Annotated in this window: 26 protein-coding genes; 12 read left to right on the top strand and 14 right to left on the bottom strand. The window is 68.2% G+C overall.

Annotated elements, in window-relative coordinates; genetic code table 11:
• Nucleotides 1-32: 32 nt before the first annotated feature.
• The 4 genes from LTA6_RS06685 (at nucleotide 33) to xdhC (ending at nucleotide 5,689) form a co-directional block, all read left to right on the top strand.
• Nucleotides 33-782 (top strand): IclR family transcriptional regulator, encoded by a 750-nt coding sequence (locus LTA6_RS06685; protein WP_341976768.1) that lies wholly within the window; start codon nucleotides 33-35, stop codon nucleotides 780-782.
• A 174-nt stretch (nucleotides 783-956) separates the two neighbouring features.
• Complete coding sequence (locus tag LTA6_RS06680; protein WP_407359000.1) at nucleotides 957-2,465, top strand: xanthine dehydrogenase small subunit; 1,509 nt, start codon at nucleotides 957-959, stop codon at nucleotides 2,463-2,465.
• A complete protein-coding gene (xdhB, locus tag LTA6_RS06675; RefSeq protein ID WP_407358999.1) occupies nucleotides 2,462-4,837 on the top strand; it encodes a xanthine dehydrogenase molybdopterin binding subunit in 2,376 nt (791 codons plus the stop codon). Before LTA6_RS06680 ends, xdhB begins: the two co-directional genes overlap by 4 nt.
• Nucleotides 4,838-4,849: 12 nt before the next feature.
• Entirely contained in the window at nucleotides 4,850-5,689 is an 840-nt protein-coding gene (gene xdhC / locus LTA6_RS06670) for a xanthine dehydrogenase accessory protein XdhC (protein ID WP_407358998.1), read from the top strand.
• 240 nt (nucleotides 5,690-5,929) lie between these two features.
• Here xdhC and LTA6_RS06665 read toward each other — a convergent pair whose 3' ends face one another.
• Together LTA6_RS06665 and LTA6_RS06660 are read right to left on the bottom strand one after the other, a co-directional pair.
• Complete coding sequence (locus LTA6_RS06665) at nucleotides 5,930-7,405, bottom strand: NCS2 family permease (protein ID WP_341976764.1); 1,476 nt, start codon at nucleotides 7,403-7,405, stop codon at nucleotides 5,930-5,932.
• 49 nt (nucleotides 7,406-7,454) lie between these two features.
• Nucleotides 7,455-7,985, bottom strand: coding sequence for a nucleoside deaminase (locus LTA6_RS06660; protein ID WP_363549816.1), 531 nt, complete (start codon nucleotides 7,983-7,985; stop codon nucleotides 7,455-7,457).
• Between the two features lie 236 nt (nucleotides 7,986-8,221).
• Between LTA6_RS06660 and LTA6_RS06655 the strand changes: the two genes are divergently transcribed.
• From LTA6_RS06655 to pnuC, 6 genes are all read left to right on the top strand, one after another.
• Nucleotides 8,222-8,629 carry a TOBE domain-containing protein gene (locus LTA6_RS06655; protein ID WP_341976762.1) on the top strand — a complete coding sequence of 136 codons (408 nt, stop codon included), beginning with the start codon at nucleotides 8,222-8,224 and terminating at the stop codon, nucleotides 8,627-8,629.
• Complete coding sequence (modA, locus tag LTA6_RS06650; protein ID WP_407358997.1) at nucleotides 8,626-9,441, top strand: molybdate ABC transporter substrate-binding protein; 816 nt, start codon at nucleotides 8,626-8,628, stop codon at nucleotides 9,439-9,441. The genes LTA6_RS06655 and modA overlap by 4 nt, the downstream gene beginning before the upstream one ends.
• Nucleotides 9,438-10,262: an ABC transporter permease gene (locus tag LTA6_RS06645; RefSeq protein ID WP_341976760.1), complete on the top strand. Its 825-nt coding sequence runs from the start codon at nucleotides 9,438-9,440 to the stop codon at nucleotides 10,260-10,262. The genes modA and LTA6_RS06645 overlap by 4 nt, the downstream gene beginning before the upstream one ends.
• On the top strand, nucleotides 10,259-11,314 hold the full coding sequence (locus LTA6_RS06640) for a sulfate/molybdate ABC transporter ATP-binding protein (RefSeq protein ID WP_407358996.1): 1,056 nt from the start codon (nucleotides 10,259-10,261) through the stop codon (nucleotides 11,312-11,314). Before LTA6_RS06645 ends, LTA6_RS06640 begins: the two co-directional genes overlap by 4 nt.
• Before the next feature lie 81 nt (nucleotides 11,315-11,395).
• The gene (gene moaA / locus LTA6_RS06635) at nucleotides 11,396-12,445 is read left to right on the top strand and encodes a GTP 3',8-cyclase MoaA (RefSeq protein WP_407359251.1); all 1,050 of its coding nucleotides are present in this window, start codon (nucleotides 11,396-11,398) and stop codon (nucleotides 12,443-12,445) included.
• Between the two features lie 60 nt (nucleotides 12,446-12,505).
• Nucleotides 12,506-13,222: a nicotinamide riboside transporter PnuC gene (gene pnuC, locus LTA6_RS06630; RefSeq protein ID WP_407358995.1), complete on the top strand. Its 717-nt coding sequence runs from the start codon at nucleotides 12,506-12,508 to the stop codon at nucleotides 13,220-13,222.
• Nucleotides 13,223-13,237: 15 nt separating this feature from the next.
• Here pnuC and LTA6_RS06625 read toward each other — a convergent pair whose 3' ends face one another.
• From LTA6_RS06625 to LTA6_RS06615, 3 genes are read right to left on the bottom strand one after another with little or no spacing between them, the layout of a single operon-like run.
• Entirely contained in the window at nucleotides 13,238-13,519 is a 282-nt protein-coding gene (locus LTA6_RS06625) for a HigA family addiction module antitoxin (RefSeq protein WP_341976756.1), read from the bottom strand.
• An 11-nt stretch (nucleotides 13,520-13,530) separates the two neighbouring features.
• Nucleotides 13,531-13,809 (bottom strand): type II toxin-antitoxin system RelE/ParE family toxin, encoded by a 279-nt coding sequence (locus LTA6_RS06620; RefSeq protein ID WP_341976755.1) that lies wholly within the window; start codon nucleotides 13,807-13,809, stop codon nucleotides 13,531-13,533.
• Entirely contained in the window at nucleotides 13,806-14,594 is a 789-nt protein-coding gene (locus LTA6_RS06615) for a hypothetical protein (RefSeq protein WP_407358994.1), read from the bottom strand. The genes LTA6_RS06620 and LTA6_RS06615 overlap by 4 nt, the downstream gene beginning before the upstream one ends.
• Before the next feature lie 185 nt (nucleotides 14,595-14,779).
• On the opposite strand from LTA6_RS06615, the gene LTA6_RS06610 reads away from it, so the two are divergent.
• A complete protein-coding gene (locus LTA6_RS06610; RefSeq protein ID WP_407359250.1) occupies nucleotides 14,780-15,565 on the top strand; it encodes a DNA/RNA non-specific endonuclease in 786 nt (261 codons plus the stop codon).
• Nucleotides 15,566-15,575: 10 nt separating this feature from the next.
• Here LTA6_RS06610 and LTA6_RS06605 read toward each other — a convergent pair whose 3' ends face one another.
• The gene (locus tag LTA6_RS06605) at nucleotides 15,576-15,947 is read right to left on the bottom strand and encodes a hypothetical protein (RefSeq protein ID WP_407358993.1); all 372 of its coding nucleotides are present in this window, start codon (nucleotides 15,945-15,947) and stop codon (nucleotides 15,576-15,578) included.
• The gene (locus LTA6_RS06600) at nucleotides 15,944-17,029 is read right to left on the bottom strand and encodes a serine hydrolase domain-containing protein (protein ID WP_407358992.1); all 1,086 of its coding nucleotides are present in this window, start codon (nucleotides 17,027-17,029) and stop codon (nucleotides 15,944-15,946) included. The genes LTA6_RS06605 and LTA6_RS06600 overlap by 4 nt, the downstream gene beginning before the upstream one ends.
• A 132-nt stretch (nucleotides 17,030-17,161) precedes the next feature.
• Here LTA6_RS06600 and LTA6_RS06595 point away from each other — a divergent pair, with 132 nt between their 5' ends.
• Nucleotides 17,162-17,818, top strand: a complete 657-nt coding sequence (locus tag LTA6_RS06595) for a histidine phosphatase family protein (protein WP_363549837.1) — start codon at nucleotides 17,162-17,164, stop codon at nucleotides 17,816-17,818.
• A 30-nt stretch (nucleotides 17,819-17,848) separates the two neighbouring features.
• Here LTA6_RS06595 and LTA6_RS06590 read toward each other — a convergent pair whose 3' ends face one another.
• The 7 genes from LTA6_RS06590 to LTA6_RS06560 form a co-directional block, all read right to left on the bottom strand.
• On the bottom strand, nucleotides 17,849-18,250 hold the full coding sequence (locus tag LTA6_RS06590; RefSeq protein ID WP_363549840.1) for a VOC family protein: 402 nt from the start codon (nucleotides 18,248-18,250) through the stop codon (nucleotides 17,849-17,851).
• Nucleotides 18,251-18,293: 43 nt separating this feature from the next.
• Nucleotides 18,294-19,049: an amino acid ABC transporter ATP-binding protein gene (locus LTA6_RS06585; RefSeq protein WP_407358991.1), complete on the bottom strand. Its 756-nt coding sequence runs from the start codon at nucleotides 19,047-19,049 to the stop codon at nucleotides 18,294-18,296.
• The gene (locus tag LTA6_RS06580; protein ID WP_363549845.1) at nucleotides 19,046-19,912 is read right to left on the bottom strand and encodes an amino acid ABC transporter permease; all 867 of its coding nucleotides are present in this window, start codon (nucleotides 19,910-19,912) and stop codon (nucleotides 19,046-19,048) included. Before LTA6_RS06580 ends, LTA6_RS06585 begins: the two co-directional genes overlap by 4 nt.
• Nucleotides 19,909-20,760, bottom strand: a complete 852-nt coding sequence (locus LTA6_RS06575) for an ABC transporter substrate-binding protein (protein WP_407358990.1) — start codon at nucleotides 20,758-20,760, stop codon at nucleotides 19,909-19,911. Before LTA6_RS06575 ends, LTA6_RS06580 begins: the two co-directional genes overlap by 4 nt.
• A 112-nt stretch (nucleotides 20,761-20,872) precedes the next feature.
• Nucleotides 20,873-22,171, bottom strand: coding sequence for an amidohydrolase family protein (locus LTA6_RS06570; protein ID WP_407358989.1), 1,299 nt, complete (start codon nucleotides 22,169-22,171; stop codon nucleotides 20,873-20,875).
• Nucleotides 22,168-23,610 (bottom strand): adenosylhomocysteinase, encoded by a 1,443-nt coding sequence (locus LTA6_RS06565; RefSeq protein ID WP_407358988.1) that lies wholly within the window; start codon nucleotides 23,608-23,610, stop codon nucleotides 22,168-22,170. The genes LTA6_RS06570 and LTA6_RS06565 overlap by 4 nt, the downstream gene beginning before the upstream one ends.
• Before the next feature lie 52 nt (nucleotides 23,611-23,662).
• Nucleotides 23,663-23,842 carry a hypothetical protein gene (locus LTA6_RS06560; protein ID WP_363549855.1) on the bottom strand — a complete coding sequence of 60 codons (180 nt, stop codon included), beginning with the start codon at nucleotides 23,840-23,842 and terminating at the stop codon, nucleotides 23,663-23,665.
• Nucleotides 23,843-23,871: the final 29 nt, after the last annotated feature.

Raw genomic sequence — 23,871 nt, 5'->3', positions numbered from 1 at the left:
CGGATACTTTGCCGCAGACAAGAGGTTCGCGAATGCCTGCAGGCGCAACCGACGGCGTCAAGTCCGTCGCCCGAGTCTTCGACTTGCTTGAGCTCATCGCCGATGCCGGCGGTGACGTCACCCTGAGCGAGCTGTCGACCTCAGCGAACCTGCCACTGCCGACGATCCATCGACTGCTCCGCACACTCGTCTCGCTCGGATACGCACGCCAGCTCGCGAACCGTCGCTACGCACTCGGCCCGAAGCTGGTGCGCCTGGGCGAGGTGGCGAACCGCAAGTTCGGGCAGATCGCCATGCCTCAGCTGAAAGACCTCGTCGAGCGCCTCGGCGAAACGGCGAACCTCGCCACCATCGACGGCGACCGAGTGATCTACGTGTCACAGGCTCCGTCACCGCATGCGATGCGAATGTTCACGGAGGTCGGGCGCCGCTCGTTCCTGCACTCGACCGGCGTCGGCAAGGCGATCCTCGCCCAGCTCGACGACAATGCCGTGCGCGAGATCATCGCCCGTACCGGAATGCCCCGCGCCACTGAGCGCTCTCTCGACTCCATCGACGCGCTTCTGGCCGATCTCGCACTGACGCGGGAGCGGGGATATGCGATCGACGACGGCGAGCAGGAGATCGGCGTGCGCTGCTACGCGATGTCCGTGCCCGACATGCCGGTGCTCACTGCGGTCTCGGTATCCGGCCCGGTCGCGCGCGTCGACGAAGGCTTCGCCGAGCGCTCCGTCCCGGTGCTGCGTGAGATCGTCGCGGAGATCTCCTCCCTCGCCACTTGACCACACCCTCAGACCGGCATACCCTTTCCATAGTTCAAAATTGCATTTCCGAATCATGGAATAAGGCAAAACGGACTCTCGATGGAAAAGGGACGGCCCGGAGCATAGACTCGCATCACTCGAGTCGGAACCGGCACCGCTCCCCGCACCACCGCCGGATCTGAGGAGATCTCCATGAATGACATCGCCGTCAACGTCAATGGCAAGCGCCGCCCACTCGCCGGCACCGCAGCTCATGCGACCGCGCTCGACTGGCTGCGCGACACTGGACTGACCGGAAGCAAAGAGGGCTGCGCCGAAGGCGAATGCGGTGCGTGTGCGATGCTGCTGGCCACGCCGACGCCGGACGGCGGCACGGCCTGGACTCCGGTGAACGCGTGCCTCGTGCCCGTCTACGCCCTCAACGGCCAGGAGATCGTCACGGCTGAGGGACTGGGATCGACCGAGGCCATGCATCCGGTCCAGGAGAAACTGGCCGAGGCGGGAGGATCTCAGTGCGGCTACTGCACGCCCGGTTTCGCGTGCAGCATGGCGGGCGAGTTCTACCGCAGCGACCGCGCACCCCAGGCTGCCGATGAGCACGCCGACGGATGCCCCGAGCATGACGCCGAGCACGGACCGAACGGCTTCGACCTGCACGCCCTCAGCGGCAACCTGTGCCGCTGCACCGGCTACCGCCCCATTCGCGATGCCGCGTACACCCTGGGCTCCCCGGAGCAGAACGACCCGCTGCAGCAGCGGCTGACACAACCCGCACCCCGCGCCATCCCGACGGATGCCGAGGTCGAGGGGGCACGCTTCATCCGCCCGGCTTCCCTCGACGAAGCGCTGCGGTTGCTGCGCGACGAGCCGGATGCCCTCCTGGTCGCCGGTTCCACCGACTGGGGTGTCGAGGTGAACATCCGCGGCCGTCGCGCCCCGCTCGTCGTCGCGATCGAACAGCTCGAGGAGTTGCGCACCCTGAACGTCGCCGACGACGTCGCCTCCGGCGCCGATGGCGACATCGAAATCGGCGCAGCCCTCTCGCTGTCCGAGATCGAGAAGCGCCTGGACGGCGCGGTGCCGCTGCTGGCCCAGTTGTTCCCCCAGTTCGCCTCCCGTCTGATCCGCAACCGGGGAACGCTCGGCGGAAACCTGGGCACCGGCTCGCCGATCGGCGATACGCCACCGGCGCTCCTCGCCCTCGGGGCGCGCCTCGTGCTGGCATCCGCCGCCGAAGACGGCTCCGGTGTCGTCGAGCGCGAGGTCGACCTCGCCGAGTACTTCACCGGATACCGCCAGACCGTCAGGCGTTCCGACGAGCTGATCCGCGCGATCCGCATCCCGCGGCCATTGGCCCAGGTCACGGCCTTCCAGAAGATCGCCAAGCGGCGCTTCGACGACATCTCCAGCGTCGCCATCGCCTTCGCTCTCGACATCGAAGACGGGATCGTCACCGCGGCCAAGATCGGCCTGGGCGGCGTCGCCGCCACGCCGCTGCGCGCCCGTGCCACCGAGGACGCTCTGATCGGGCAGCCGTGGAACATCGCGACCGTGCGTGCGGCATCCGAAGTCCTCGGCAGTGAAGGCACCCCGATGTCGGACCACCGTGCGAGCGCGGACTACCGCTCGCTCATGCTCAACACCGCACTGCTGAAGCTGTACAGCACGACGGTCATCGAATCGAAGGAGGTGTCGGCATGAGCGCTCTCGCCGATCGTCCGGCCAACCCCGTCGTCGGAACCCGTGCACCGCATGAGAGCGCGGTGCTCCACGTCACCGGGGCTGCCATGTACACCGATGACCTCGCCGCGCAGACCGCGGGGGTGCTCACCGCGTGGCCGGTGCAGTCCACCAACGCGCACGCGAAGGTCACCATCGACGTCTCCGGAGCGTACGAGGTTCCCGGTGTCGTCCGCGTGCTCACCGCCGACGACGTGCCGGGGGTCAACGACGCCGGCATCAAGCACGATGAGCCCCTCTTCCCCAGCGAGGCGATGTTCTACGGGCACGCGCTGGTGTGGGTGCTCGGCGAGACGCAGGAGGCGGCCCGCCTCGGCGCCGAACGCGTCACGGTCGAGTACGAGCCGCTGCCGTCACTGATCACCGTGCAGGAGGCCATCGCGGCCGGTTCGTTCCAGGGCATCGCCCGGACCGTGCAGCGCGGGGATGCGGCATCCGCCCTGACCTCCGCGGCGCACGTCTTCGAGGGCAGCACCGAATTCGGCGGCCAGGAGCACTTCTACCTCGAGACGAACGCCTCACTCGCGCTGCGCGACTCCGAGGGTCAGTACTTCGTGCAGTGCTCGACGCAGCATCCCTCCGAGACGCAGGACATCGTCGCCCACGTGCTCGGAATCTCCGCCAGCGAGGTCACCGTGCAGTCGCTGCGCATGGGCGGCGCTTTCGGCGGCAAGGAGATGCAGCCTCACGGTTTCGCCGCCATCGCGGCCCTGGGGGCCAAGCTCACCGGTCGCCCGGTGCGTCTGCGGTTGAACCGCACACAGGACATCACGATGACCGGCAAGCGGCATCCGTTCCTCATCGAGTGGAAGGTCGGCTTCGACGCCGACGGCCACCTGCAGGCGTTGGATGCCGTGCTCACGTGCGACGGCGGGTGGAGCCTCGACCTCTCGGAGCCGGTGCTCGGGCGCGCGCTCTGCCACCTCGACAACGCCTACTGGATCCCGAACGTGCACGCGCACGGGCGGATCGTGAGGACCAACAAGGCCTCGAACACGGCGTTCCGTGGCTTCGGCGGTCCGCAGGGCGTGTTCCTCATCGAAGACATCCTGGGCCGAGTCGCCCCCGCGCTCGGCATCGACCCGCTCGAACTGCGCCGCAAGAACTTCTATCGACCGGGTCAGTCCACCCCCTACGGCCAGCTGGTCAAGGATGCCGATCGGATGGTGACGATCTGGGACCAGCTGCACGGCGAGGCCGACATCGATGACCGTCGCGCCGAGATCGAAGCCTTCAACGCCACCAGCCCGCACGTGAAGCGGGCGCTGGCGATGACTCCGGTGAAGTTCGGCATCTCGTTCAACTTCGCGGCCTTCAACCAGGCCGGCGCCCTCGTGCACGTGTACAAGGACGGTTCGGTTCTCATCAATCACGGCGGCACCGAGATGGGCCAGGGCCTGCACACGAAGATGATGCAGGTGGCGGCGACCGCGCTCGGGCTGGAACTGCACCAGGTGCGGCTGGCTCCCACCCGCACCGACAAGGTTCCCAACACCTCGGCGACCGCGGCGTCGTCGGGCGCCGACCTCAACGGCGGTGCGGTGAAGAACGCGTGCGAGCAGATCCGTGAGCGGATGGCGAGCGTCGCCGGGCGCATGCTCAACGTCAACGAACGCGACGTGCAGTTCGAGGGCGGTTACGTGACCGGCCTCGGCAACCGCGACCAGCGCCTGACCTTCGGCGAGGTCGCCAACGCCGCCTATCTGCAGCGCGTACAGCTCTTCGCTGCGGGGTACTACCGCACCGAGGGCCTGCACTGGAATCCAGAGATCATGCAGGGTTCGCCCTTCAAGTACTTCGCCTACGGAGCTGCGGCGACCGAGGTCGAAGTCGACGGGTTCACGGGCGGTTACACCCTGCGCCGCGTTGACATCGTGCACGATGTCGGCGACTCGCTCTCTCCGATGCTCGACATCGGCCAGATCGAGGGCGCGTACGTGCAGGGCGCCGGCTGGCTGACGCTCGAGGAACTGCGCTGGGACACCGGCGACGGCCCGAACCGCGGTCGGCTGCAGACCCAGTCCGCGTCGACGTACAAACTGCCCAGCTTCTCGGAGATGCCGGAGCAGTTCCATGTGCGCCTGTTCGAGAACGCCCGCGAGGACGGCGCCGTGTACGGGTCCAAAGCCGTCGGCGAACCGCCGTTCATGCTCGCTTTCAGCGCGCGTGAGGCGCTCCGTGAAGCGGTCGCCGCCTTCGGCCCGGCCGGACGCACTGTCGAGCTCGGTTCGCCCGCCACCCCGGAGGCCGTCTTCTGGGCGGTCCGCGCGGCGCAGCAGGCGGCCGACCCGGCATCCGATCACACCGAGCGCGAGCTCGCGGCCGCTCGCTGAGCGGAGTCTTCGATGGACTGGCTCGACGCTCTGCAGGACCTGCGCTCACAGCGGGTGCCCGCCGTCGTCGTGACCCTGGCCGTCGTGCGCGGCCACGCGCCCCGCAATGGCGGCGCGAAGATGGTGGTCTCCCCCGACGATGTCTTCGGAACCGTCGGCGGGGGCAACCTCGAAGCGACGGCGATCGAGAAGGCCAGGGAGATGCTCGCGGCAGGAGCCGCCGAGCCCGAGCTGCTGGCACTCACGCTCAGCGACAAGGCCGTCACCGAGTACGGTGTGCAGTGCTGCGGAGGAGAGGTCACCATGTTGCTCGAACCGATGCGCGTGACGCCGACGATCGCGATCTTCGGTGTCGGCCATGTCGGGCTCGAGCTCTCCCGCATCCTCGCCAGACACGAGCTGGACCTGCACCTGATCGACTCACGACGCGAGATGCTCGCGCCCGATCGGGTCGGCGTACCCGGTGCCTCCGGCGTCTTCGCGGACAGTGTCGCGCGGGTGCACATCACGCACGCGCCGGTGCCGGAAGCCGCCCTGACCGGACTCCCGCCTGGCGCACACGTGCTCGTGATGACGCATGACCACGTCGAAGACCTCGCCGTGGTCGATCAGTCGCTGCGCACCGACGGCATCGGGTCGATCGGTCTCATCGGCTCGTCGTCGAAATGGTCGCGCTTCCGGAAGAAGCTGCTCGAGCTCGGCCAGACCGAGAGCGATCTCGCGCGGGTGACCACTCCCATCGGCATGCCCGAAGTACCGGGCAAGCAGCCGGCGGCCATCGCCGTCAGTGTCGCCGCCCGGATGCTGCAACTCATCGACGAGGCAGCGCCCGTCGACGTCGCGCGCGACTGACCCCGCGGCATCCGTCGCCTGCCCCGGGCCCGCCGCGCGCCCGATCACTCCCCGCCCGATCACTCCCCGCGCCCGATCGCTTTGTCGGCGCGACGTGCGTTCCGTCGGCCGAAACGGCCGGATCCGACCGGCATCCGGAGTTCTGAGCCGACGAAGTGATCGTGATCCGCGTCGCGCGTTCCACCCGCACACGCAGATGAGGCTGCCCCCGCGGGGGCAGCCTCATCTCGTGGCGTGCGGTCAGCCGGCGAGCAACGTCTCGATCGGCCCGCGCACGAAGTACACGGCGAAGCCGACGGCGACGATCCACAGCAGCCAGTGCACCTTGCGGGCACGACCCGCGAGCGTATTGACGACAGCCCAGGCGATGAAGCCGGCGCCGATGCCGTTCGCGATCGAGTAGGTCAGCGGCATCGTCACGATCGTGAGGAATGCCGGCATCGCGACGGCGAACTTGTCGAACTTGATCTCGCGGATCTGCGACATCATCAGCGCGCCGACGATGACCAGTGCCGCGGCGCCCACCTCGATCGGCACGATCGCCGTCAGCGGAGTGAAGAACATCGACAGCAGGAAGAGCCCGCCGGTGATCAGGGCGGCCAATCCGGTGCGAGCACCCTCGGCGATACCGGCCGCGCTGTCGATGAAGACGGTGGCCGACGAGCTCGACGTGCCGCCACCCATCACCGCACCGGCGCCCTCCACCACGAAAGCGCTGCGCAGGCGGGGGAAGGTCGAGTCCTTGCGGGCGATACCCGCCTCCCTGGCGAGACCCGTCATCGCGCCCATGGCGTCGAAGAAGTTCGTGAACAGCAGCGTGAAGACGAGCATGACCGCCGACAGGACACCGATCCGGCCGAAGGATCCGAACAGGTCGAACTGTCCGATCAGGGAGAAGTCGGGGATGCTCAGCCACTGGGTCGGTAGCCCCGGCACGGACATGTGCCAGCCACCGGGGTTCTCGCCGTCGGCGCCGAACAGTGGTCCGAGCTTCATCGTCGCTTCGACGATGATCGACCCGATCGTGCCGGCGACGATGCCGATGAGGATCGCACCGGGCACCTTGCGGGCGATGAGGATCCCCATCAGCACCAGCGTGCCGACGAAAATGAGGGTCGGGATCGACGTCAGCGAACCGTTGTCACCCAGCTGCACCGGAGGACCGGCGGGCGTCCGATTGACGAATCCGGCGTCGACGAATCCGATGAAGGCGATGAACAGGCCGATGCCGACGGTGATCGCCGCCTTCAGCGCCTGCGGGACGGCGTGGAAGATCGCGGTCCGGATGCCGGTGGCACCGAGCAGCACGATGAGCACGCCGTTGATCATCACCAGGCCCATGGCCTCCGGCCAGCTGACATCGCCGACCACCGAGACGGCGAGGAAGGAGTTGATGCCGAGGCCTGCGGCGAGCGCGAACGGAACCCTGGCGAACAGTCCCATCAGCACCGTCATCACACCGGCGGTGAGTCCGGTGACGGCGCCGACCTGAGCGAAGTCGAGCGCGGTGCCGGTGACGTCCTCGCCGCTGCTGAGGATGATCGGGTTGAGGATGACGATGTAGGCCATCGCGAAGAAGGTGACGAGCCCGCCGCGGATCTCCTGCGGGATGCTCGATCCGCGTTTGGTGATCTCGAAGAAGCGGTCGAGCGCGCTCACAGGCGGCTGTTCATCCGGGGCGTCCGCGCCTTTGCGGACTTCGGCGGTCTGAGACATGAAAGTACTCTCCTGCTCGGGTGGGGTGAGGCTGAGGAAGTCGGGGAGATCAGTAGTCGATGCGAGTGGCCGTCTGGCTCCACTCGGTGAAGGCGGCGACGCGCTGGGCCGGCGGAAGGGGCTCCTGCACGACGGGCATGATCGCGCGGTCTTCGTCGCCGCCTTCGAAGTAGCGATAGAAGACCGCGTCGTCGAAGCCGGCGTCTGCGGCGTCGTCGCGGTTCGCGGCGAAATAGACCTTCTCGATCCGCGCCCACAGCGAGGTCGCGAGACACATCGGGCACGGCTCGCAGCTGGTGTAGAGCACCGCGCCGCTGAGGTCGAAGGTGCCGAGGCCCTGGCAGGCATTGCGAATCGCGGTGACCTCGGCGTGCGCTGAGGGGTCGAGATTCGCGGTGACGCGATTCACGCCCTCGAACACGCGGCCGTCGGCCGAGACGACGATGGCTCCGAAGGGACCGCCTTCATTGCGAACGTTCTCGGTGGCGAGGTCGACGGCGCGAGCCAGGTACTCGGCCGGTGACGGCTGAACGTCTGCGTGCGTCGTGACGATGGACGTGGTGATGCCGGTGGAGTCCATGGTGAAGAGCTTCCTTGCGTTCGATCGGATGCTCGAGGACTCACGGGTTTCGTGCGTGATCCTCGTCGATCCGCTGACTGTGATTTCGTGCCTGACCGCGACCCTCGAGAGGGCTCCGGCTGGACTCTCCGACAGTAACAGCGAAACGGCTGTCCGTCCAGCTTTTTTGGAATTCCTATTCCACCATGCGGTATTGTTGATTGCGCTTCCGCAAATGCGCCACTAGTGTACGTTTCATGACGCATTTCCGGATCAGTGAGGCCGCCTCCCTCCTCGGCGTGAGCGACGACACCGTGCGCCGGTGGGTCGCCGACGGCGTGCTCGCACTGGGGCACGACTCTTCCGGACGCCAGGTCGTCGACGGCGCCGAACTCGCCGCGCGCGCTCAAGCGCTGGCGACAGCGGCCTCCGATGTCGGCGACGTCCGCCGCAGTGCGCGGAACCGCTTCACCGGGCTGGTCACGCACGTCGAGATCGACGGCCTGATGGCCCAGGTCGAGCTGCAATGCGGTCCGCACCGCGTGATCACGCTGATGTCATCGGAAGCCGCGCGCGAGATGAATCTCCACGTCGGATCGAAGGCCGTCGCCGTGGTCAAGGCGACCATGGTCATCCTCGAGACGGAACGGGATGCTGCGCAGTGACTGCCCTGTCCCTTCGGCGCCTGGTCGCCGCCGTCACCCTGGTCGGCTGTCTCGGGATCGTCGGATGCTCGGCATCCGGCCCTTCGGGTGAGACGGATGCCGCAAGCTCACCGGACCACCAGGGCGGAGCGGGGCTGAGCGGCGAACTCACGATCTTCGCGGCCGCTTCCCTCTCTGGAGCGTTCGACCAGTTGGCAGCGGACTTCGAGGAGCAGCATCCGGGCGTCGATGTCCGCCCGATCAGCTACGACGGCTCCTCGGTGCTGGCCGTCCAGTTGATCGAGGGCGCGGCGGCCGACGTCTTCGCCGCGGCGGACGAGAAGAACATGACGAAGGTGGTCGATGCAGGGCTCGCCGTCGAACCGGAGTCGTTCGCGAGCAACGTCCTGCAGATCGCGGTGACACCGGGCAACCCCGAGAGCATCGACTCGCTCGCCGCCCTCGCCAGCGACGGGCTCGCCGTGGTGCTGTGCGCCCCCGAGGTGCCGTGCGGCACGGCCGCGCGTGCGCTCCTCGACGACGCCGGCATCGAGCTCAGGCCGGCCAGTGAGGAGCAGAACGTCACCGCTGTGCTCAGCAAGGTGAAGTCGGGCGAGGCCGATGCGGGCCTGGTCTACCGCACCGATGTCGCGGCGGCCGCCGGTGATGTGACCGGAGTCGACATCGCCGGCGCCGAGCGCGCCACCAACGTGTACCCGCTGTCCACACTGCGGGATGCCGCGAATCCGACCGCGGCAACGGCGTTCGTCGCGTTCGTGCTGTCCGAGTCCGGCCAGCGAGTACTCGCCGAGTACGGTTTCGGAGCGCCATGACCCTGCTCACGTCGTCGCCACGCAGCACCAGGGCACCGCGTCCGCCGTTCTGGATCGTGATTCCCGCGACGCTGGCGACGCTGCTTCTCGTGCTGCCGTTCATCGCCTTGCTCCTGCGCCTGGATTGGGCAGGCGTGCCCGCGACGATCGCCTCGCCCGAGGCTCTGCAGGCACTCGGGCTGTCGATGTCGACGGCGACGATCGCCACGCTGATCTGCGCCGTCCTCGGCATCCCGCTGGCGGTCGTGATCGCTCGCAGCCCCGCCTGGCTGGCCTCGATCCTGCGCACCCTGGCGACTCTCCCGCTCGTCCTTCCTCCGCTCGTCGGAGGCATCGCGCTGCTCTCCCTGCTCGGCCGCGGCGGCATCCTGGGCGGTGCCCTGACGGCAGCCGGCGTGCAGATCCCGTTCACCACCGCCGCCGTCGTGATCGCCCAGGTGTTCGTGGCGCTGCCGTTCCTGGTCATCTCGGTCGAGGGTGCATTGCGCACCGCCGGCACCGGGCACGAGCTGGTCGCATCGACGCTCGGCGCCGGCCGGTTCACCGTGTTCCGCCGGGTGACGCTGCCACTCGTCGCACCAGGGCTGGTCGCCGGTTCTGTGCTCTGCTTCGCCCGCGCACTCGGCGAGTTCGGCGCGACGGCCCTGTTCGCGGGCAACGCCCCCGGCGTCACCCGCACGATGCCGCTCGCGATCTACACCGCGTTCAACGGCGCCGGCGTGCGCGAGGACACCGCGATCGCCCTGTCGCTCATGCTCATCATCGTGGCCATCGGCGTGCTCGTGCTCATGCGCGGCTGGCGAGCGGATGCGATCCGATGACGCTCGACGTCGACATCCGCGCCCGCGTCGGAGTGTTCCTGCTGGAGGCCGCGATCACGGCGAACGCGGGCGAGGTGCTCGCCGTGATCGGACCGAACGGCTCGGGCAAGTCGACACTCCTCGGCGCGATCGCCGGTCACCACAGCGCCGTCGACGGCCGGATCACCCTCGGCGGGCGGACGCTGGATCGCTCAGTGCCGCCGGAGCGCCGCCGGATCGGTCTGCTCGGGCAGCGCCCGATGCTGTTTCCGCACCTGACCGCGCTGGAGAACGTCGCATTCGGGCCACGCTCGCAGGGGATGCCGCGCACCGAGGCCCGCGATGTCGCGCACGCACAGCTCACCGATGTGGGACTCGACGAACTGGCGCAGCGGCGCCCTGCGCAACTGTCCGGCGGACAGCAGCAGCGCGTCGCTCTGGCTCGCGCCCTGGCGGCTGCGCCCGACGCGCTGCTGCTGGACGAGCCGTTCGCCGCCCTCGACGCGCAGACGGCGGGCCAGGCCAGACGACTCGTCTCCGAACTGCGTGACCGGGCCGGCATCCCGATCGTCCTGGTCACCCACGACCCCCTGGATGCGGTCGTGCTCGCTGCGCAGACCGCGGTGCTGCAGGACGGACGCGTGGTGCAGCAGGGCACGACCGCTGAAGTGCTCGGGCACCCGAACTCGCCCTTCGTGGCTGCCGTGGCCGGCGTGAATCTCGTGGCAGGCTCGGCCGATGCCGACGGCATCCTGCAGACGGGCTCCGGCTTGCGCTGGGCAGGGCAGGGCGACCGGCTGCACTCAGGGGATGCCGGAACCGCGGTGTTCGCCCCCGGCTCGGTGCGGATCCATTCCCCCGAGGCCCTCGTTGACGCGGCCGCCAACACCTGGACCGGCACGGTCGCGCTGATGGAGCCGGTCCCCGGAGGGGTGCGGCTCTTCACGGCGGAGCATCCGGATATCGCCGTCGATTGCCCGTCGTCCACCGCCCTCACCGCAGGGGCGCGACCGGGCGCGCACCTCCGGTTCTCCATTTCCGACCACGACGTCTCGATGCGCCGCTCGTCCTGAGCGGTGCTACCGTAGCCACTCAAAGGGGACGCGATGTCGATCACTCCAGATCCCGCTGCGCATTCGCGGGCCACAGGGGTCATGCGCCTGCCCTCGACCGGCGGCCTGACCGACCGATTCGACCGCTCGCTGCGCGACCTGCGCATCTCGGTGACCGACCGCTGCAACTTCCGCTGCGTCTACTGCATGCCTCGATCGGTGTTCGGTCGGGACTATGCGTTCCTCGATCGGGAGGAGCTGCTCAGCTTCGAGGAGATCGAGAGGATCGCGCGGGTCGCCGCCGCACACGGCGTGCGCAAACTGCGGCTGACCGGCGGCGAACCGCTGCTGCGCCGCGGCATCGAAGACCTCATCGCACGGCTCGCCGCTCTGCGCACCCCCGAAGGCGAGCGGCTCGAGATCGCCCTGACCACGAACGGCTCTGCGCTGACTCTCAAGGCCCAGGCGCTGAAGGATGCCGGACTCGACCGGCTGACCGTCTCGATCGACTCGCTCGACGACGAACTGTTCCAGCGGATGAACGATGTGCGCTTCCCGGTCGCCCGGGTGCTCGACGGCATCGATGCCGCGCACGCCGTCGGGCTCGGGCCGATCAAGCTGAACATGGTCGTCAAGCGCGGGCTGAACGACGGTGAGATCGAGGGGATGGCGGCGCGGTTCAAGGGAACCCCGTACGTGCTGCGGTTCATCGAATACATGGACGTCGGCACCTCCAACGGCTGGTCGCTCGACGAGGTCGTGCCCTCGGCCGAGATCGTCGAGCGCATCGGTGCGCTCTTCCCCCTCGAACCGGTCGGTGCGGCGGTGCCGGGTGAGACGGCGCAGCGATGGCGGTACACCGACGGCTCCGGAGAGATCGGCGTGATCTCATCGGTGACGAACACGTTCTGCGGCACGTGCAATCGGGCGAGGATCTCGACGGAGGGCAAGCTGTTCACCTGCCTGTTCGCCACCGAAGGCCACGATCTGCGGGCACTGCTGCGCGGCGGTGCCGATGACGAGGAATTGGCGACGGCGATGGCGTCGATCTGGGGCGCCAGAGACGATCGCTACTCCGAGGTGCGCGCGAGCCTCACGCCGGAACTGCGCGAAGCGCGCCAGCGCATCGAGATGAGCTACATCGGCGGCTGACGCCGCCCGGCTCCTGCTAACGTCGGCGATGCGCTCCCGAAAGCGCGGATGCAGGAAACGATGAACGCGCTGCAATGGCTGGTCGACAGCTTCAACTCGTACTGGGCCCTCCCCGGCGGACAGGTCCTCCTCGTGCGAGAGGTGGTCGGCAACGCCTTCGGCCTCGCGAGTGCGCTCGGGGGCATGCGTCGCAAGATCTGGGCCTGGCCGGTCGGAATCATCGGAAACCTGCTGCTGCTCACCGTGTTCCTCGGTTCGGTCCTCAGCCCGGACCACTCGCTTCCGCATCTGCTCGGGCAGGCCGGACGTCAGGTGATGTTCATCGCGGTCGCGATCTATGGATGGATGCGGTGGCGACAGGCCGCGGCCGGGGGCGGTCGCTTGACTCCGCGCTGGGCACCGACGGGCGCGCGGATCGGTCTCGCCCTCGGGATGATCGTCGGCACCGTCGCCCTCACGCCGCTGTTCCGAGCACTCGGCTCCTGGGAGCCGGTATGGGCGGATGCCTGGACCTTCGTCGGATCCCTGCTGGCCACCTACGGCATGGCCAAGGGCTGGACGGAGTTCTGGCTGATCTGGATCGCGGTCGATGTGGTGGGAGTGCCGCTGCTCTTCGGCGCCGGCTACTACGCCACCGGGTTCATGTACGTGTTCTACGGCATCTTCACCGCGATCGGCTTCGTGGTCTGGTGGCGGGCGCACGCGGCATCCGCTCCGCCGGTGGAGATCACCCCGCCCGATCCGAGCCCGCGGCACGCCGAGGGCGAGCGGGACTGACGTTCATTATCCCGATCAGGCGACGACCAGAGGACGCACCTCGTGCGCTCTTCCGGCCAATTCGCGCGCGAGATCGTAGTTGGTCTGCATCGCGAGCCATGCCCGCGCAGTCCCCACGCCGGATCGCTCCAGGCGCACGGCGAGATTCGGACTGATCCCGGCGTGACCGTGGATCACTCGGCTGAGCGTGACACGGGCGACCCCAAGTCGCGATGCCGCTTCGGCGACGCTGAGACCCAGTTCGGCGAGAACGTCCTCGCGGATGATCGAGCCGGGATGCGGCGGATTCTTCATCATGTCCCACTCCCTCAGTGATAATCCCGATAGTCGACGAGTTCGACATCCAGCCCGATGAAACGAAACGTCACGCGCCAGTTTCCGTTCACCCAGATCGACCAGTGCCCCGCGAGTTCGCCCTTGAGCTCATGAGTACGAAAGGACGGAATCGCAAGGTCCGTGGAGGTCTGGGCAACGTCCAGAGCAGCCAGGATTCGGAGCAACTTGGCCGCGTGGTCGGGTTGGATGCCCCGCTTCGAGTCGTCCTGGTAGAGCGCCTCCAGACCCTTATGCCTGAAGCTGACGATCACAATTCCACCGTATCGCGTATCGCATCACGATACAATCCCATCCATTCCGGTAGCCGCGCCGCGAATGTCACGTTCAAGCCGTAGGCCAAGATACTTGCGGGTTCGATGCGCAGGGCTTCCTCGAGGTAGGCGATCGCGACGGCGCGGCGCCCCTGCGCCCATTGCAGCCAGGCGATGACGCAGAGGAGAGGAGGACGGAACGGTTCCGGTGCGAGCGCCGAAGTGCGGCGGAGCAGCGCGATGGCGCGCTGCATCCGGACACACGACGGAACCCGGCGAGACTCGCCTCGGAAGAGCCGAACCGGGCGATCGTGCGGGATAACATCCGCGACCCTGAGGTCTTCGACGTACTCGTCGACTGTGATTCCGCGATTGTGCGCGCGAACCGCGAAACGAGCGATCTTTCGAAACTGCTCCTCACCGATCTTGCGACCGAACGCGACCTGCAGCGCAAGCGATTCGGGGATGCTGGGGAAGGCGCACATGAGGATCAGTTGGGCGTGGAATTCCAGCCCGAGCTCGCGAACGTCGTCGTCGAACAGCGACTCGACGACAGGCACGATCAGCCCGAGAGTTTCGGCGTGCGTCAGCGCCCCGGAGCCGCCATTGCTCTCCAGATCGTCCAGAGCACGCCACGCCTCGTTGGAGGACATCACGATCGTCACCTCCGGCAGACCGTCCCGAACCACCATCAGGTGCTCCCACACCTTGTCCCGTTCCTCCGGGTCGACTGGAGGCAGGTGGATAGTGCGTTCGGAGGCGTCGAGTGCGGAGCCGGTGTCCATGTGCCGATCTTCTCGAAGCGGCGATCGAACCGCACCGCCGATCCGCTTCATCATCAAGATCTGTGGAGAACTCGGGCGACATCAGCTGTGTGCAGAACGAGTCACCGACCGCAGGGCTGACGCGCCTCGACGCGATCCGGCCGCGACGAGCATCGACGTCGGTGGCATCGGCCACGATGGATGACATGACCGATGGCTACGACGCACAGTTCCTCGCCACCCCGCTGCCCCTGCCGAGTCTCGAGCGCCCGACGCGGTTGCTCCCCTACCCGCGGTTCTCCGTGCTGCTCGACCCTGCACGCAGACTCGCGGCCGTCACCGCGGTGAACATCGACGGCGCGCGACTGCGCGAACTCCCCCGCACCGGCGAGTGGCGCCTTGACCCGCGCGCCGATGCAGGCGAGCAGACCGGCCCCGAGGTCTACGCCCGCAACGACCTCGACCGCGGCCACCTGGTGCGCCGACGCGATCCCGGTTGGGGAGACACCGACGAGGCACGCGACGCCACGGAGGCGACGTTCTTCTACCCGAACGCCGCTCCCCAGGCGGCCGGCTTCAACCAGTCCAAAGAACTCTGGCTGGGCCTCGAGGATCACGTGCTCGGCTACGCCGAGACGACGGATCAGCGTCTGTCGGTGTTCACCGCCCCGGTTCTCGGCGCCGAAGATCCGGCCTACCGCGGCATCCGCATCCCGCTCCGCTTCTGGAAGGTCGCGGCCTGGCAGGGTCCCACCGGCCTCGCCGCCGCCGGTTTCCTGCTGGACCAGTCCGAACTCGTCGACACCCCAGAAGGACTTCTGGCCGCACCACCACTGGGGGCGTTCCGCACATTCCAGGTGCCGGTGGCCGACCTCGCCGGCATCATCGATATCGACCTGGGTCCGTTGCCGGATGCCGACGTGCTGCCCGGACGAACCGCGCGCTCGGGCAGCTGGCTCACTCTCCGTGACCCCTCCGACATCGTGCTCTGAGGGCGCTCCCCTACCCCCAGGCCGAGATCGCTCCCAGCACGAACACGACGACGCAGAAGAGTCCCGAGATCGCAAGTCTGACGATGCGCAATCCCAGCCGGCGGCGCTCGTGCAGCCACGGGAGAGTCGGGACGCGGAGTACGAGACCCGCGACTCCGGCGGCTGCGAGCGCGACGGACACCACCCACAGCACCACCGGAACCCCGGCCCACCCCGACGCGAAATGCAGCACCGTGAACAGAGCGAGCAGTCCGGTCGACTCCGCGATGGCGCCGATCCGATCCGCGATGCCGAATCGCTTCGGTTTCCAGGCCCTGAGCGCGTAGAGCGCCGAGAAGATGACGAGGACGAAAGCGAGCAGGGAGGAGGGCGACAGGCTCATTCGGTGATGCCTTTCTTGACGAGGTTCAGGACGACATCCGGAAGCTGAGCCGCCGAGTTGGACAGCACCACCGCTCCTTTGCCACTTTCGCGATCGAGGACGAGGAACGAGGCGAAGCCCCCGGTCTGCCCGTTGTGAAGCGTCAGCGTCGAGCCGTCGTCCTGGTCGAGGACGAGCCAGGCGTACCCTTCCGCCCCGTCTTCGCCGTCGAGGTGGCGGTCCATCGCGGATGCCCCGGGGGCGGTGCCGTCGAGAAGCGCCTGCACGTAGCTGGCCATGTCGCCGATCGTCGAGCGGATGCCGCCGGCCGGCGCGAACGGTCCGATCGACCACGCCTCCTGCGGGATCCCCGTGGCCGAGTATCCGGTGGTGAGATCCCGCTGGTCGGCCCCGTCGAGGACGATTCTGCTGTGCGTCATCTGCAGCGGATCGAAGATCCTCTCCTGCACGAGTTCGGGGTACGAGAGACCTGCGCGCTGAGCCAAGGCCTGCCCGAGCAGCGACATCCCCAGGTTCGAGTAGAGGAAGTGTCCGGGGGCGACGAGTTGCTGACGCCCCGCCTGTTCGAGCAGCTCATCTACGGTGCCGCGATACGGATTGCGATTGGTGACGGTGTCGAGGAGAACCTGCGGGGTGGAGGCCTCATCCAGACCCGGCATCCCCGAGTGATGATTCGACAGACTCTCCAACGTGACCCCGCCGGCCGGGGTTCCGTCCAACTCGGGGAAGACCGCGGCCAGGGTCTCCGTCGGTGTCACCTCACCGCGGTCGATCGCGATCGCGAACAGGTTGCCGGTGAAGGTCTTCGTGACGGAGCCGATCTCGTACTCGGTGTCGTCGTCGGCTCCGAAGCCGGCGGTCACCGTCTCGTCGTCGGAGTCCAGATCGATGAACGCGACGCTCACGCGATCGAGCGCGCCAGCCGAACGGGCGTCCTGCTCGACCGCCCGAGCGAGGGCGGCGTCACCGCTCGTGTGCGGCTGAAGGCTCGGAGAGGGTGGAGTGGCGAAGAGGCCGACGGCGACGGCGACACCCGCTGCGACGACGGCGGATCCGATTGCGAGGGGAGATGACCTGGTCATGCATCCATGCCATCAAGAGCGAGCGCGCTGCAGAAGTGACCTCGTGTCATCCCTTTCCGTGACAAATTGCACGGGCGTGCATTCGCGTTCGGCGCTGAGCCAGGAGCCGAACCGGCGGAGTACGGTGGCGGTGTGGATGAATCCGACCAGCTGCCTGACCACCCGGCCCCCGACAATCCGCAGGGCAAGCTCGTGCTGCTCCGGCACGGCGAGACGGAATGGTCCAGAACCGGCAAGCACACCGGGCGCACCGACATCCCGCTCACCCCGCGCGGGGAGGACCTGGCCAGAGCGGCCGGCGAGCTCGTGCGGGATTACGACTTCCAGCTCGTCCTGAGCTCACCGCTGCAGCGAGCACGACGAACGGCCGAGCTGGCCGGGCTGGATGCCCAGATCGACCCGCTGCTGATCGAGTGGGACTACGGCGGGTACGAAGGGCGCACGACCAAGGAGATCCGCGCGGAGCTCGGCTACAACTGGACCGCCTTCGCCCACGGCGTGATCAGGGGCGAGACCCCGGGCGAGACGGTCGAAGAGGTCGCCGCGCGCGCCTCGCGGGTCCTCACCCGCGTGCTGCCGGCGATGGCCGACGGCGACGTCGCGTTGATCGCACACGGGCACTACCTGCGCATCCTCGCGGCGGTGTTCCTGCGTGAGGCTCCTCGTTTCGGCGCGCAGATCACCCTGGATGCCGGCTCCGTCTCGGTGCTGGGCTTCGACCGTGAACAACCAGCGATCCTCGCGTGGAACCACGGTCCGCGCCTGCCGTTGAAACCGTCCGAGTCCTGAGACCGGAATCGGCGGTCGCCGTCGTGGCTGTCAGTCGCGAAGCACCGCGAACAGCGAGTGGATGTTCCCCTCGGGGTCCGCGAAGAACGCGGAGTAGTGCCCCCAGGTCGTCTGCACCGGTGCCGCGACCACGAGGCCACCGAGCCTCGTGATCTTCGCGAGCTGCTGATCGACTGCCGGAGCATCGGCGCACTCGAAGTTCAGCTCGAACGCTTGGCCCGATCTCGGCATCCGGTAGTCGGGGTGATCGTGCGTGTTCGGCCCCATGCCGGGGCGGGAGAACACGGCGAACCGCACGCCCTCCCCCTCGAACGCCGCATAGTCGTTCTCGACGACGGCCGGTTGCAGCCCGAGTGCGTCACGGAAGAACGCCGTCAGCGCCGCCACGTCGTCGGCCAGAACGGTGATTCCCTCGAGGCGCACGTCAGTCACGTGACCACGCTAGCGGCGGCCTCTGACATCTGCTCTTCGTGCGTCAGCGCCGCACGCGCGCGAGGAACTCGGCGGTGTCCGGATGCTGCGGCGCGTCGAAGATCTGCTCGGGTGGACCCTGCTCGATCAGCACACCCTCCTTGAGGAAGACGACGCGGTCGGCGACCTCCCGCGCGAACGACATCTCGTGCGTCGCCATCACGATCGTGGTGCCGCGGCGCTTGAGCTCGCGCACCAGATCGAGAACCTCGCCGACCAGCTGCGGATCGAGCGCGCTCGTGATCTCGTCGAGAAGCAGAACGGCGGGGTTCGTGAGGATGGCCCGCACGATGGCCACGCGCTGCTGCTGGCCGCCGGAGAGCCGGTCGGGGTACTCATCGGCCTTGGCGCCGAGCCCGAGGGCCTCGAGAAGTTCGCGGCCGCGGGCGTGCGCCTCTGCCGTCGGCATCCGGTGCACCTTGCGCGCCGCCAGCGTGACGTTGTCGAGCACGCTGAGGTGCGGGAACAGGTTGAAGTGCTGGAACACCACGCCGATGCGGGCACGCACGGCGTCGGCATCCACCCGGGGGTCGGTGATGTCCTCGTCCGTGAGGAAGATCTGACCGTCGTCGACGCGCTCGATGAGGTTCATCGTCTTCAGCAGAGTGGATTTGCCCGACCCCGATGCGCCGATGAGCACGACCACCTCGTGTGCACCGACCGCGAGGTCGACGCCACGGAGCACCTCGTGGTCGCCGAAGCGCTTGCGCACGCCCCGGGTCTCGATGACGGGAGGAGTTTGACCCTCGGGAACGGTCATACGACGCCTCCGGCCTGCTCGCGCTTGTTCAGTCTCGCCGTGAGAGCGTCCGTGAGCCGGATCATCGGCCAGCTGAGGGCGATGAAGAACAGACCGGCGACGATGTACGGCGTGTAGTTGTACGTGTCGGCCACCTGCAGCTGCGCCGCGCGCACCGCATCGATGACGCCGAGCACCGAGATCAGGCCGACGTCCTTCTGCATGGACACGAAGTCGTTCATGAGCGCAGGGACCACCTTGCGAACGCCCTGCGGGATGACGACGATCCGCAACGTCTGCGCGTGGCTGAGTCCCAGCGATCGGGCGGCGACGCGCTGCGAGGGGTGCACGGCCTCCATCCCGGCGCGCAGCACCTCGGCGACGTACGCCGAATAGGTGAGGATGATCGCGATCGTTCCCCAGAACGCCGGGGGCATCCGCGGGAAGATCATCAGGGCCGGGATGCCGAAGCCGATCAGGTAGAGCACGATCAGAAGCGGGATGCCGCGGAAGAAGTCGGTGTACGCCGCGGCGAGCGCACGCAGCGGGAAGAACACCGGGCCCCGCAGCGATCTCGTCGTCGCGAGGAGCGTGCCGAGGATCGCCACGCCGACGGCGGCGATGACCAGCACCAGGAGGTTCGTCAGCAGCCCCTGGAAGATCGGTCCGATGCTCTTCACCGCGATCTCGGGATCGAAGAACGTCTGACGGACGACGGCCCAGCCCGGGGTGTTGACGATGATGACAGCGAGCACCGCGACGAGCACGACGCTGCTGACGAGGGCGATCAGGACCGAACGGGTCGTCGCCCGACGCCGCAGAGCACGGCGTGACAGCTCGAGGTCGCTCGGCTGCCACGCCGTGTCGGCGGAGGTGCTGGTCACTTCAGGACGGGAACGTCGACCGCGTCGCTGAGCCATTCCTGCTGCAGCTCGTCGAGCGTGCCGGCCTCGCGCAGGGCGTCGACCGCATCGGTGACCGTTGCCGTGAGCGCCGAGCCCTTCGGAAGCACGAACGCGAACTGGTCGCCGCCACCGGTGCTCGCGAACTGGCCGGTCACGGTGGCGTTGTCGACCAGGGCGCCAGTGACGTAGAACGCGCCGGGCAGGTCGGTGATCATGGCATCGATCTGGCCGCCCTTGAGAGCGAGCACGACGTCATCGACAGTGTTGAAGACGCTGAGGTTCGCCTCGCCGAGCTGCTCCTTGGCGACGGTGTAGCTGGTGGTGCCGGATGCGACACCGACCGTGGCCTTCTTGAGGTCGGCGATCGAGGTCGAGGATGCGGCAGGCGAGTCGTTCTGCGCGACGACAGCCTGAGTGGTCGTGTAGTACGGCGAGGAGAAGTCGACGGCCTTCTTGCGCTCGTCGGTCACCGAGAACTGCTGGATGTTGATGTCCCAGTCCTTGGGGCCCGGTGCGATCGCTGCGTCGAAGCCGGTGCGCACCCAGACGATATCGTCGGCGTCGAAGCCGAGCTGCTCGGCGACGGCGAGCGCCACGGCGCCTTCGAATCCTTCACCGTTGGACGGGTCGTCGTCGACGAACCACGGCTCGTAGTTGGGCTCGCCCGTCGCGATCGTGAGCTTGCCGGCGGTGACGGTCTGCAGCGAGCCGTCATCAGTGCCGGCGGACGAGTCTGCCGGCGCACCGGCGCAGGCAGCGAGAGAGGCAGCGGCGAAGACGGCGACGGCCGCGGCCGCGGCGCGGCGAAGGGTGGTGGCAAGGGGCACGGCTACTCCTGAATAGAGTTCGGTTTTGGTACCAGCGTAGGCGAGTGCCCCCGCCGTGAATCAGCGGCATCGAAACCTGGCGACACGAAGTCGTTCGGCGTCTCGATGGCGGTCATGAGATCGACCCAGGGATCACGGGGAACGACGGTGCGGCATAGCGGAGCACGCCCGACACGACGGTGGCCGCGGCTCGGCCCGCGCCCGTCTCGACGAGCTCGGCGATCGAATCGCCCCCAGCCGGCACGTCGAAGAACGTCAGATCGGCGAGCGCGCCGACGGCGAGGTAACCGGTGCGGTCGGGGCCGACGTCGATCCCCATCGCGTGAGCGCCGCCGATGGTCGCAGCTCCCAGCAGACGTGCGTGCAGGTCGCGGTCGGTGTACCCCTGCGCGCGGGCGATGCGGGCGAGTTCGGCGACGTCGGCGAGCACATCGAGCGAGGGACTGGACGAAAGGGAGTCGGTGCCGACCGCGATCGGGCTGCCCTCGCGCAGGTAGGCGGCGATCGGTGGTTCTTCGAGTCCGATGACGGCGTTGGAACGCGGGCACAGCGCGACGGTGGTGCGGCGTTCGCGAAGGATCGCCCGGTCTCGTGCACTCATGTAGACGCCGTGCGCGATGTGGCAGTCGGGTCCCAGGACGCCGAGCTGGTCGACGAACTCGGTCGCGCTCGTACCGAATCCGGCATCCCGCAGCTCCTGGAAGCTCGCGAGCCCTGCGGTGTGCCAGGCCTGCGGATGCTCGTGCGCGAACTCGCTCTCGAACGCGGCCTCACCGAGATGGATGTGGATGCGCCCGCCGCGCTCGCGCACGATGTCGGGGATCTCCAGCAGCGGCTCGATGTCGAGGGAGTAGGGCGCGTGGGGAGAAAGCCCGGTTCCTGGAGGGGTGGGCAGGGCGTCCAACGCCTGCTCGACCTGAGCCCGCCCCGTGCGCGCCCATTCTGTGTTGGTCCAGCTCATCACCTCCCAGTAGGTGATGCCGTGCAGGCCTGCGTCGTGGAGCGCCGTCGCGGCGACGTCGTCGGTCACCACATCGGCGATGGCAGTGGTTCCGGAGCGCAGCGCCATCTCGGCGCCGGCCGCGGCGTCCACCCCCCAATCGCGTCCGCCTTCGTAGACGGGATCGAACGCCCGCACCCAGTCGTCGAAGCCGTCGTACTGCCCTCGTCCCACCTGCGCCATGCCGGTGTACTGCAGGTGCGTATGCGCGTTCACGAGCCCCGGCGTGAGAACACCGGGCCAGTGCACCTCCTCCGCGACGATTCCGCGATCAGCCAAGGACCGCAGAACCCACGCCCGCTCACCGACGTGCATGATGCGTCCGTCGCGGACAGCGACGGCGCCGTCGACGATCGGGGGCGCCGTGATCGGCACCACGAGCCCGGCCGAGAACACCGTGACCGCACTCATGCCATCGCTCCGCGGAATCGCGGCGAGCGCCATTCGCGCTGCGCCTCGACCTGTGCCGGGCTGCGTTCGTCGATCCGCTCACCACGGACCGCGAGGGCGGCGACCGCGATCGCCGTGTCGGCGGCAGCCGGGAACGAATGCACGCCCGGCGGCAACGCCGATGTAAGGAGCTGTTCGACAGCGGCGAGCTGCACCGCGAACGAGAGGTCCATGATCTCGATCGGATTGCCCTCGGCCGCAGCGAGGTTCACGCACCCGCCGCGAGCGATCAGCACTGCCCCTTCACCCGCGCGCTCGAGGAAGGGCGAGGTCGCGCCGCCCTCGGTCACGTAGGGGCGCAGGCTCGACAGATCGACGTCGACCTCATGGGGCACACCGCCCGCGACGGCGACGATTCGCGCGGCGCGCAGCGCTGCGGCGCCGATCGTGTGTGGAACTCCGGTCGCCGAGACGACGAGCGCACCCGGCGCAAGGTCTTTGAGCCGTCCGATGTCGTAGCCGTCGTGCGCGGCGCGGAGTGCCCGGACCGGATCGGTCTCCGTGACGCGAACACGCGCGCCGAGGGCACTCAGGTGCGCAGCCACGCCTTCTCCGACGGGGCCGTAGCCGATGACGACGGCCGGCTGGTCGCGGATCCCGATGCCGACAGCATCCAAGGCGTCGGCGATCGCGAACACGCACGACTGCCCCGTGCCGTATCGGTTGTCGAAGGATGTCTTCATCGGAGCGTCGTTGACGGCGATCACCGCGATGTCGAGTACGCCCTCGCGCTCCATCAAACGGAGCGGCGTGAGCCCACTCGTGGTCTCCTCGGCGGCACCGCGCAGTGACGAAGCGAGACCCTCCTCGTGAGCGAGGCGGATGAGGTGCGATCCGTCGTCGAGCAGCAGGTCGAAGCCGCGGCGCAGGAAGGAGACGGCAGCGGCCCGCTCGACGGCACCGGAGATCTCGGGGTCACCGTCGACGGGGATGCCGCGGGCACGCAGAACGTCGGCGACGGATACGTCGATCTCGTCGGGGTGAGCGTAGACCGCGACCGTGGCACCCGCGTCGCGCAACAGCAATGCGAGCTGCGCCGTCTTCGGCTCGAGCACCATGGCGATGCCGATCCGAACCCCTCGCACTGTTCCGGCATCACGCAGTCGCCGAGCGAGGTCGGTCGAGACCGGCATGTGCGCACCCGCGGCGTCGACCCGCGCCGCTGCGGTGTCTCGCGGAGGCAGCGGGCGTCCATTGAGCCGAATCTCCGGCGACTCGCCCGGAGCGAAGACGACACCGCCGTCACCGAAGCGGGCGCCGAGCGCCGGGAGGAGTTCGCGCAGTGCGTCAGCGACAGCATCCGTCCCGACGACCGAGAACTCGCGACCGGCGACGAGCAGGTTCGTCTCGCGGGCGAAACGGCGCACAAGACGCTCAGCAGTGGCGGTCGCTTCGGTCACTCGTTCAGCGTAGACGCACCGGGCAAGGCACCATGCGGTGCGTCCTGAGCCGTCAGTTGCCGTCGGAGCGGAACAGGTTTCGCAGCACGAAGAACACCACGACCGCCACCACGGCGACGATCGCCAGCTTCGCGATGAACCAGAGCAGCGAGAACAGCGCGCCGACGACCCACCAGGCGATGACCACGGCGATGACGACGCCGACGACAGTCCAGAGAGAGTTCTTGGTCATGGGTCCAGCCTAGGGCGGGCCGCTTGACG

The sequence above is a fragment of the Microbacterium sp. LTA6 genome, assembly GCF_045690355.1.
Taxonomy (GTDB): Bacteria; Actinomycetota; Actinomycetes; order Actinomycetales; family Microbacteriaceae; genus Microbacterium.
This window is presented reverse-complemented; position numbering and strand designations above follow the sequence as displayed.

Excerpts from the sequence above, each read along its gene's own strand:
- LTA6_RS06685 (WP_341976768.1), top strand. The coding sequence starts at position 33 with ATGCCTGCAGGCGCAACCGACGGCGTCAAGTCCGTCGCCCGAGTCTTC.
- LTA6_RS06680 (WP_407359000.1), top strand. The coding sequence starts at position 957 with ATGAATGACATCGCCGTCAACGTCAATGGCAAGCGCCGCCCACTCGCC.
- xdhB (WP_407358999.1), top strand. The coding sequence starts at position 2,462 with ATGAGCGCTCTCGCCGATCGTCCGGCCAACCCCGTCGTCGGAACCCGT.
- xdhC (WP_407358998.1), top strand. The coding sequence starts at position 4,850 with ATGGACTGGCTCGACGCTCTGCAGGACCTGCGCTCACAGCGGGTGCCC.
- LTA6_RS06665 (WP_341976764.1), bottom strand. The coding sequence starts at position 7,405 with ATGTCTCAGACCGCCGAAGTCCGCAAAGGCGCGGACGCCCCGGATGAA.
- LTA6_RS06660 (WP_363549816.1), bottom strand. The coding sequence starts at position 7,985 with ATGGACTCCACCGGCATCACCACGTCCATCGTCACGACGCACGCAGAC.
- LTA6_RS06655 (WP_341976762.1), top strand. The coding sequence starts at position 8,222 with ATGACGCATTTCCGGATCAGTGAGGCCGCCTCCCTCCTCGGCGTGAGC.
- LTA6_RS06645 (WP_341976760.1), top strand. The coding sequence starts at position 9,438 with ATGACCCTGCTCACGTCGTCGCCACGCAGCACCAGGGCACCGCGTCCG.
- LTA6_RS06640 (WP_407358996.1), top strand. The coding sequence starts at position 10,259 with ATGACGCTCGACGTCGACATCCGCGCCCGCGTCGGAGTGTTCCTGCTG.
- moaA (WP_407359251.1), top strand. The coding sequence starts at position 11,396 with ATGCGCCTGCCCTCGACCGGCGGCCTGACCGACCGATTCGACCGCTCG.
- pnuC (WP_407358995.1), top strand. The coding sequence starts at position 12,506 with ATGAACGCGCTGCAATGGCTGGTCGACAGCTTCAACTCGTACTGGGCC.
- LTA6_RS06625 (WP_341976756.1), bottom strand. The coding sequence starts at position 13,519 with ATGATGAAGAATCCGCCGCATCCCGGCTCGATCATCCGCGAGGACGTT.
- LTA6_RS06615 (WP_407358994.1), bottom strand. The coding sequence starts at position 14,594 with ATGGACACCGGCTCCGCACTCGACGCCTCCGAACGCACTATCCACCTG.
- LTA6_RS06610 (WP_407359250.1), top strand. The coding sequence starts at position 14,780 with ATGACCGATGGCTACGACGCACAGTTCCTCGCCACCCCGCTGCCCCTG.
- LTA6_RS06605 (WP_407358993.1), bottom strand. The coding sequence starts at position 15,947 with ATGAGCCTGTCGCCCTCCTCCCTGCTCGCTTTCGTCCTCGTCATCTTC.
- LTA6_RS06600 (WP_407358992.1), bottom strand. The coding sequence starts at position 17,029 with ATGACCAGGTCATCTCCCCTCGCAATCGGATCCGCCGTCGTCGCAGCG.
- LTA6_RS06585 (WP_407358991.1), bottom strand. The coding sequence starts at position 19,049 with ATGACCGTTCCCGAGGGTCAAACTCCTCCCGTCATCGAGACCCGGGGC.
- LTA6_RS06570 (WP_407358989.1), bottom strand. The coding sequence starts at position 22,171 with ATGAGTGCGGTCACGGTGTTCTCGGCCGGGCTCGTGGTGCCGATCACG.
- LTA6_RS06560 (WP_363549855.1), bottom strand. The coding sequence starts at position 23,842 with ATGACCAAGAACTCTCTCTGGACTGTCGTCGGCGTCGTCATCGCCGTG.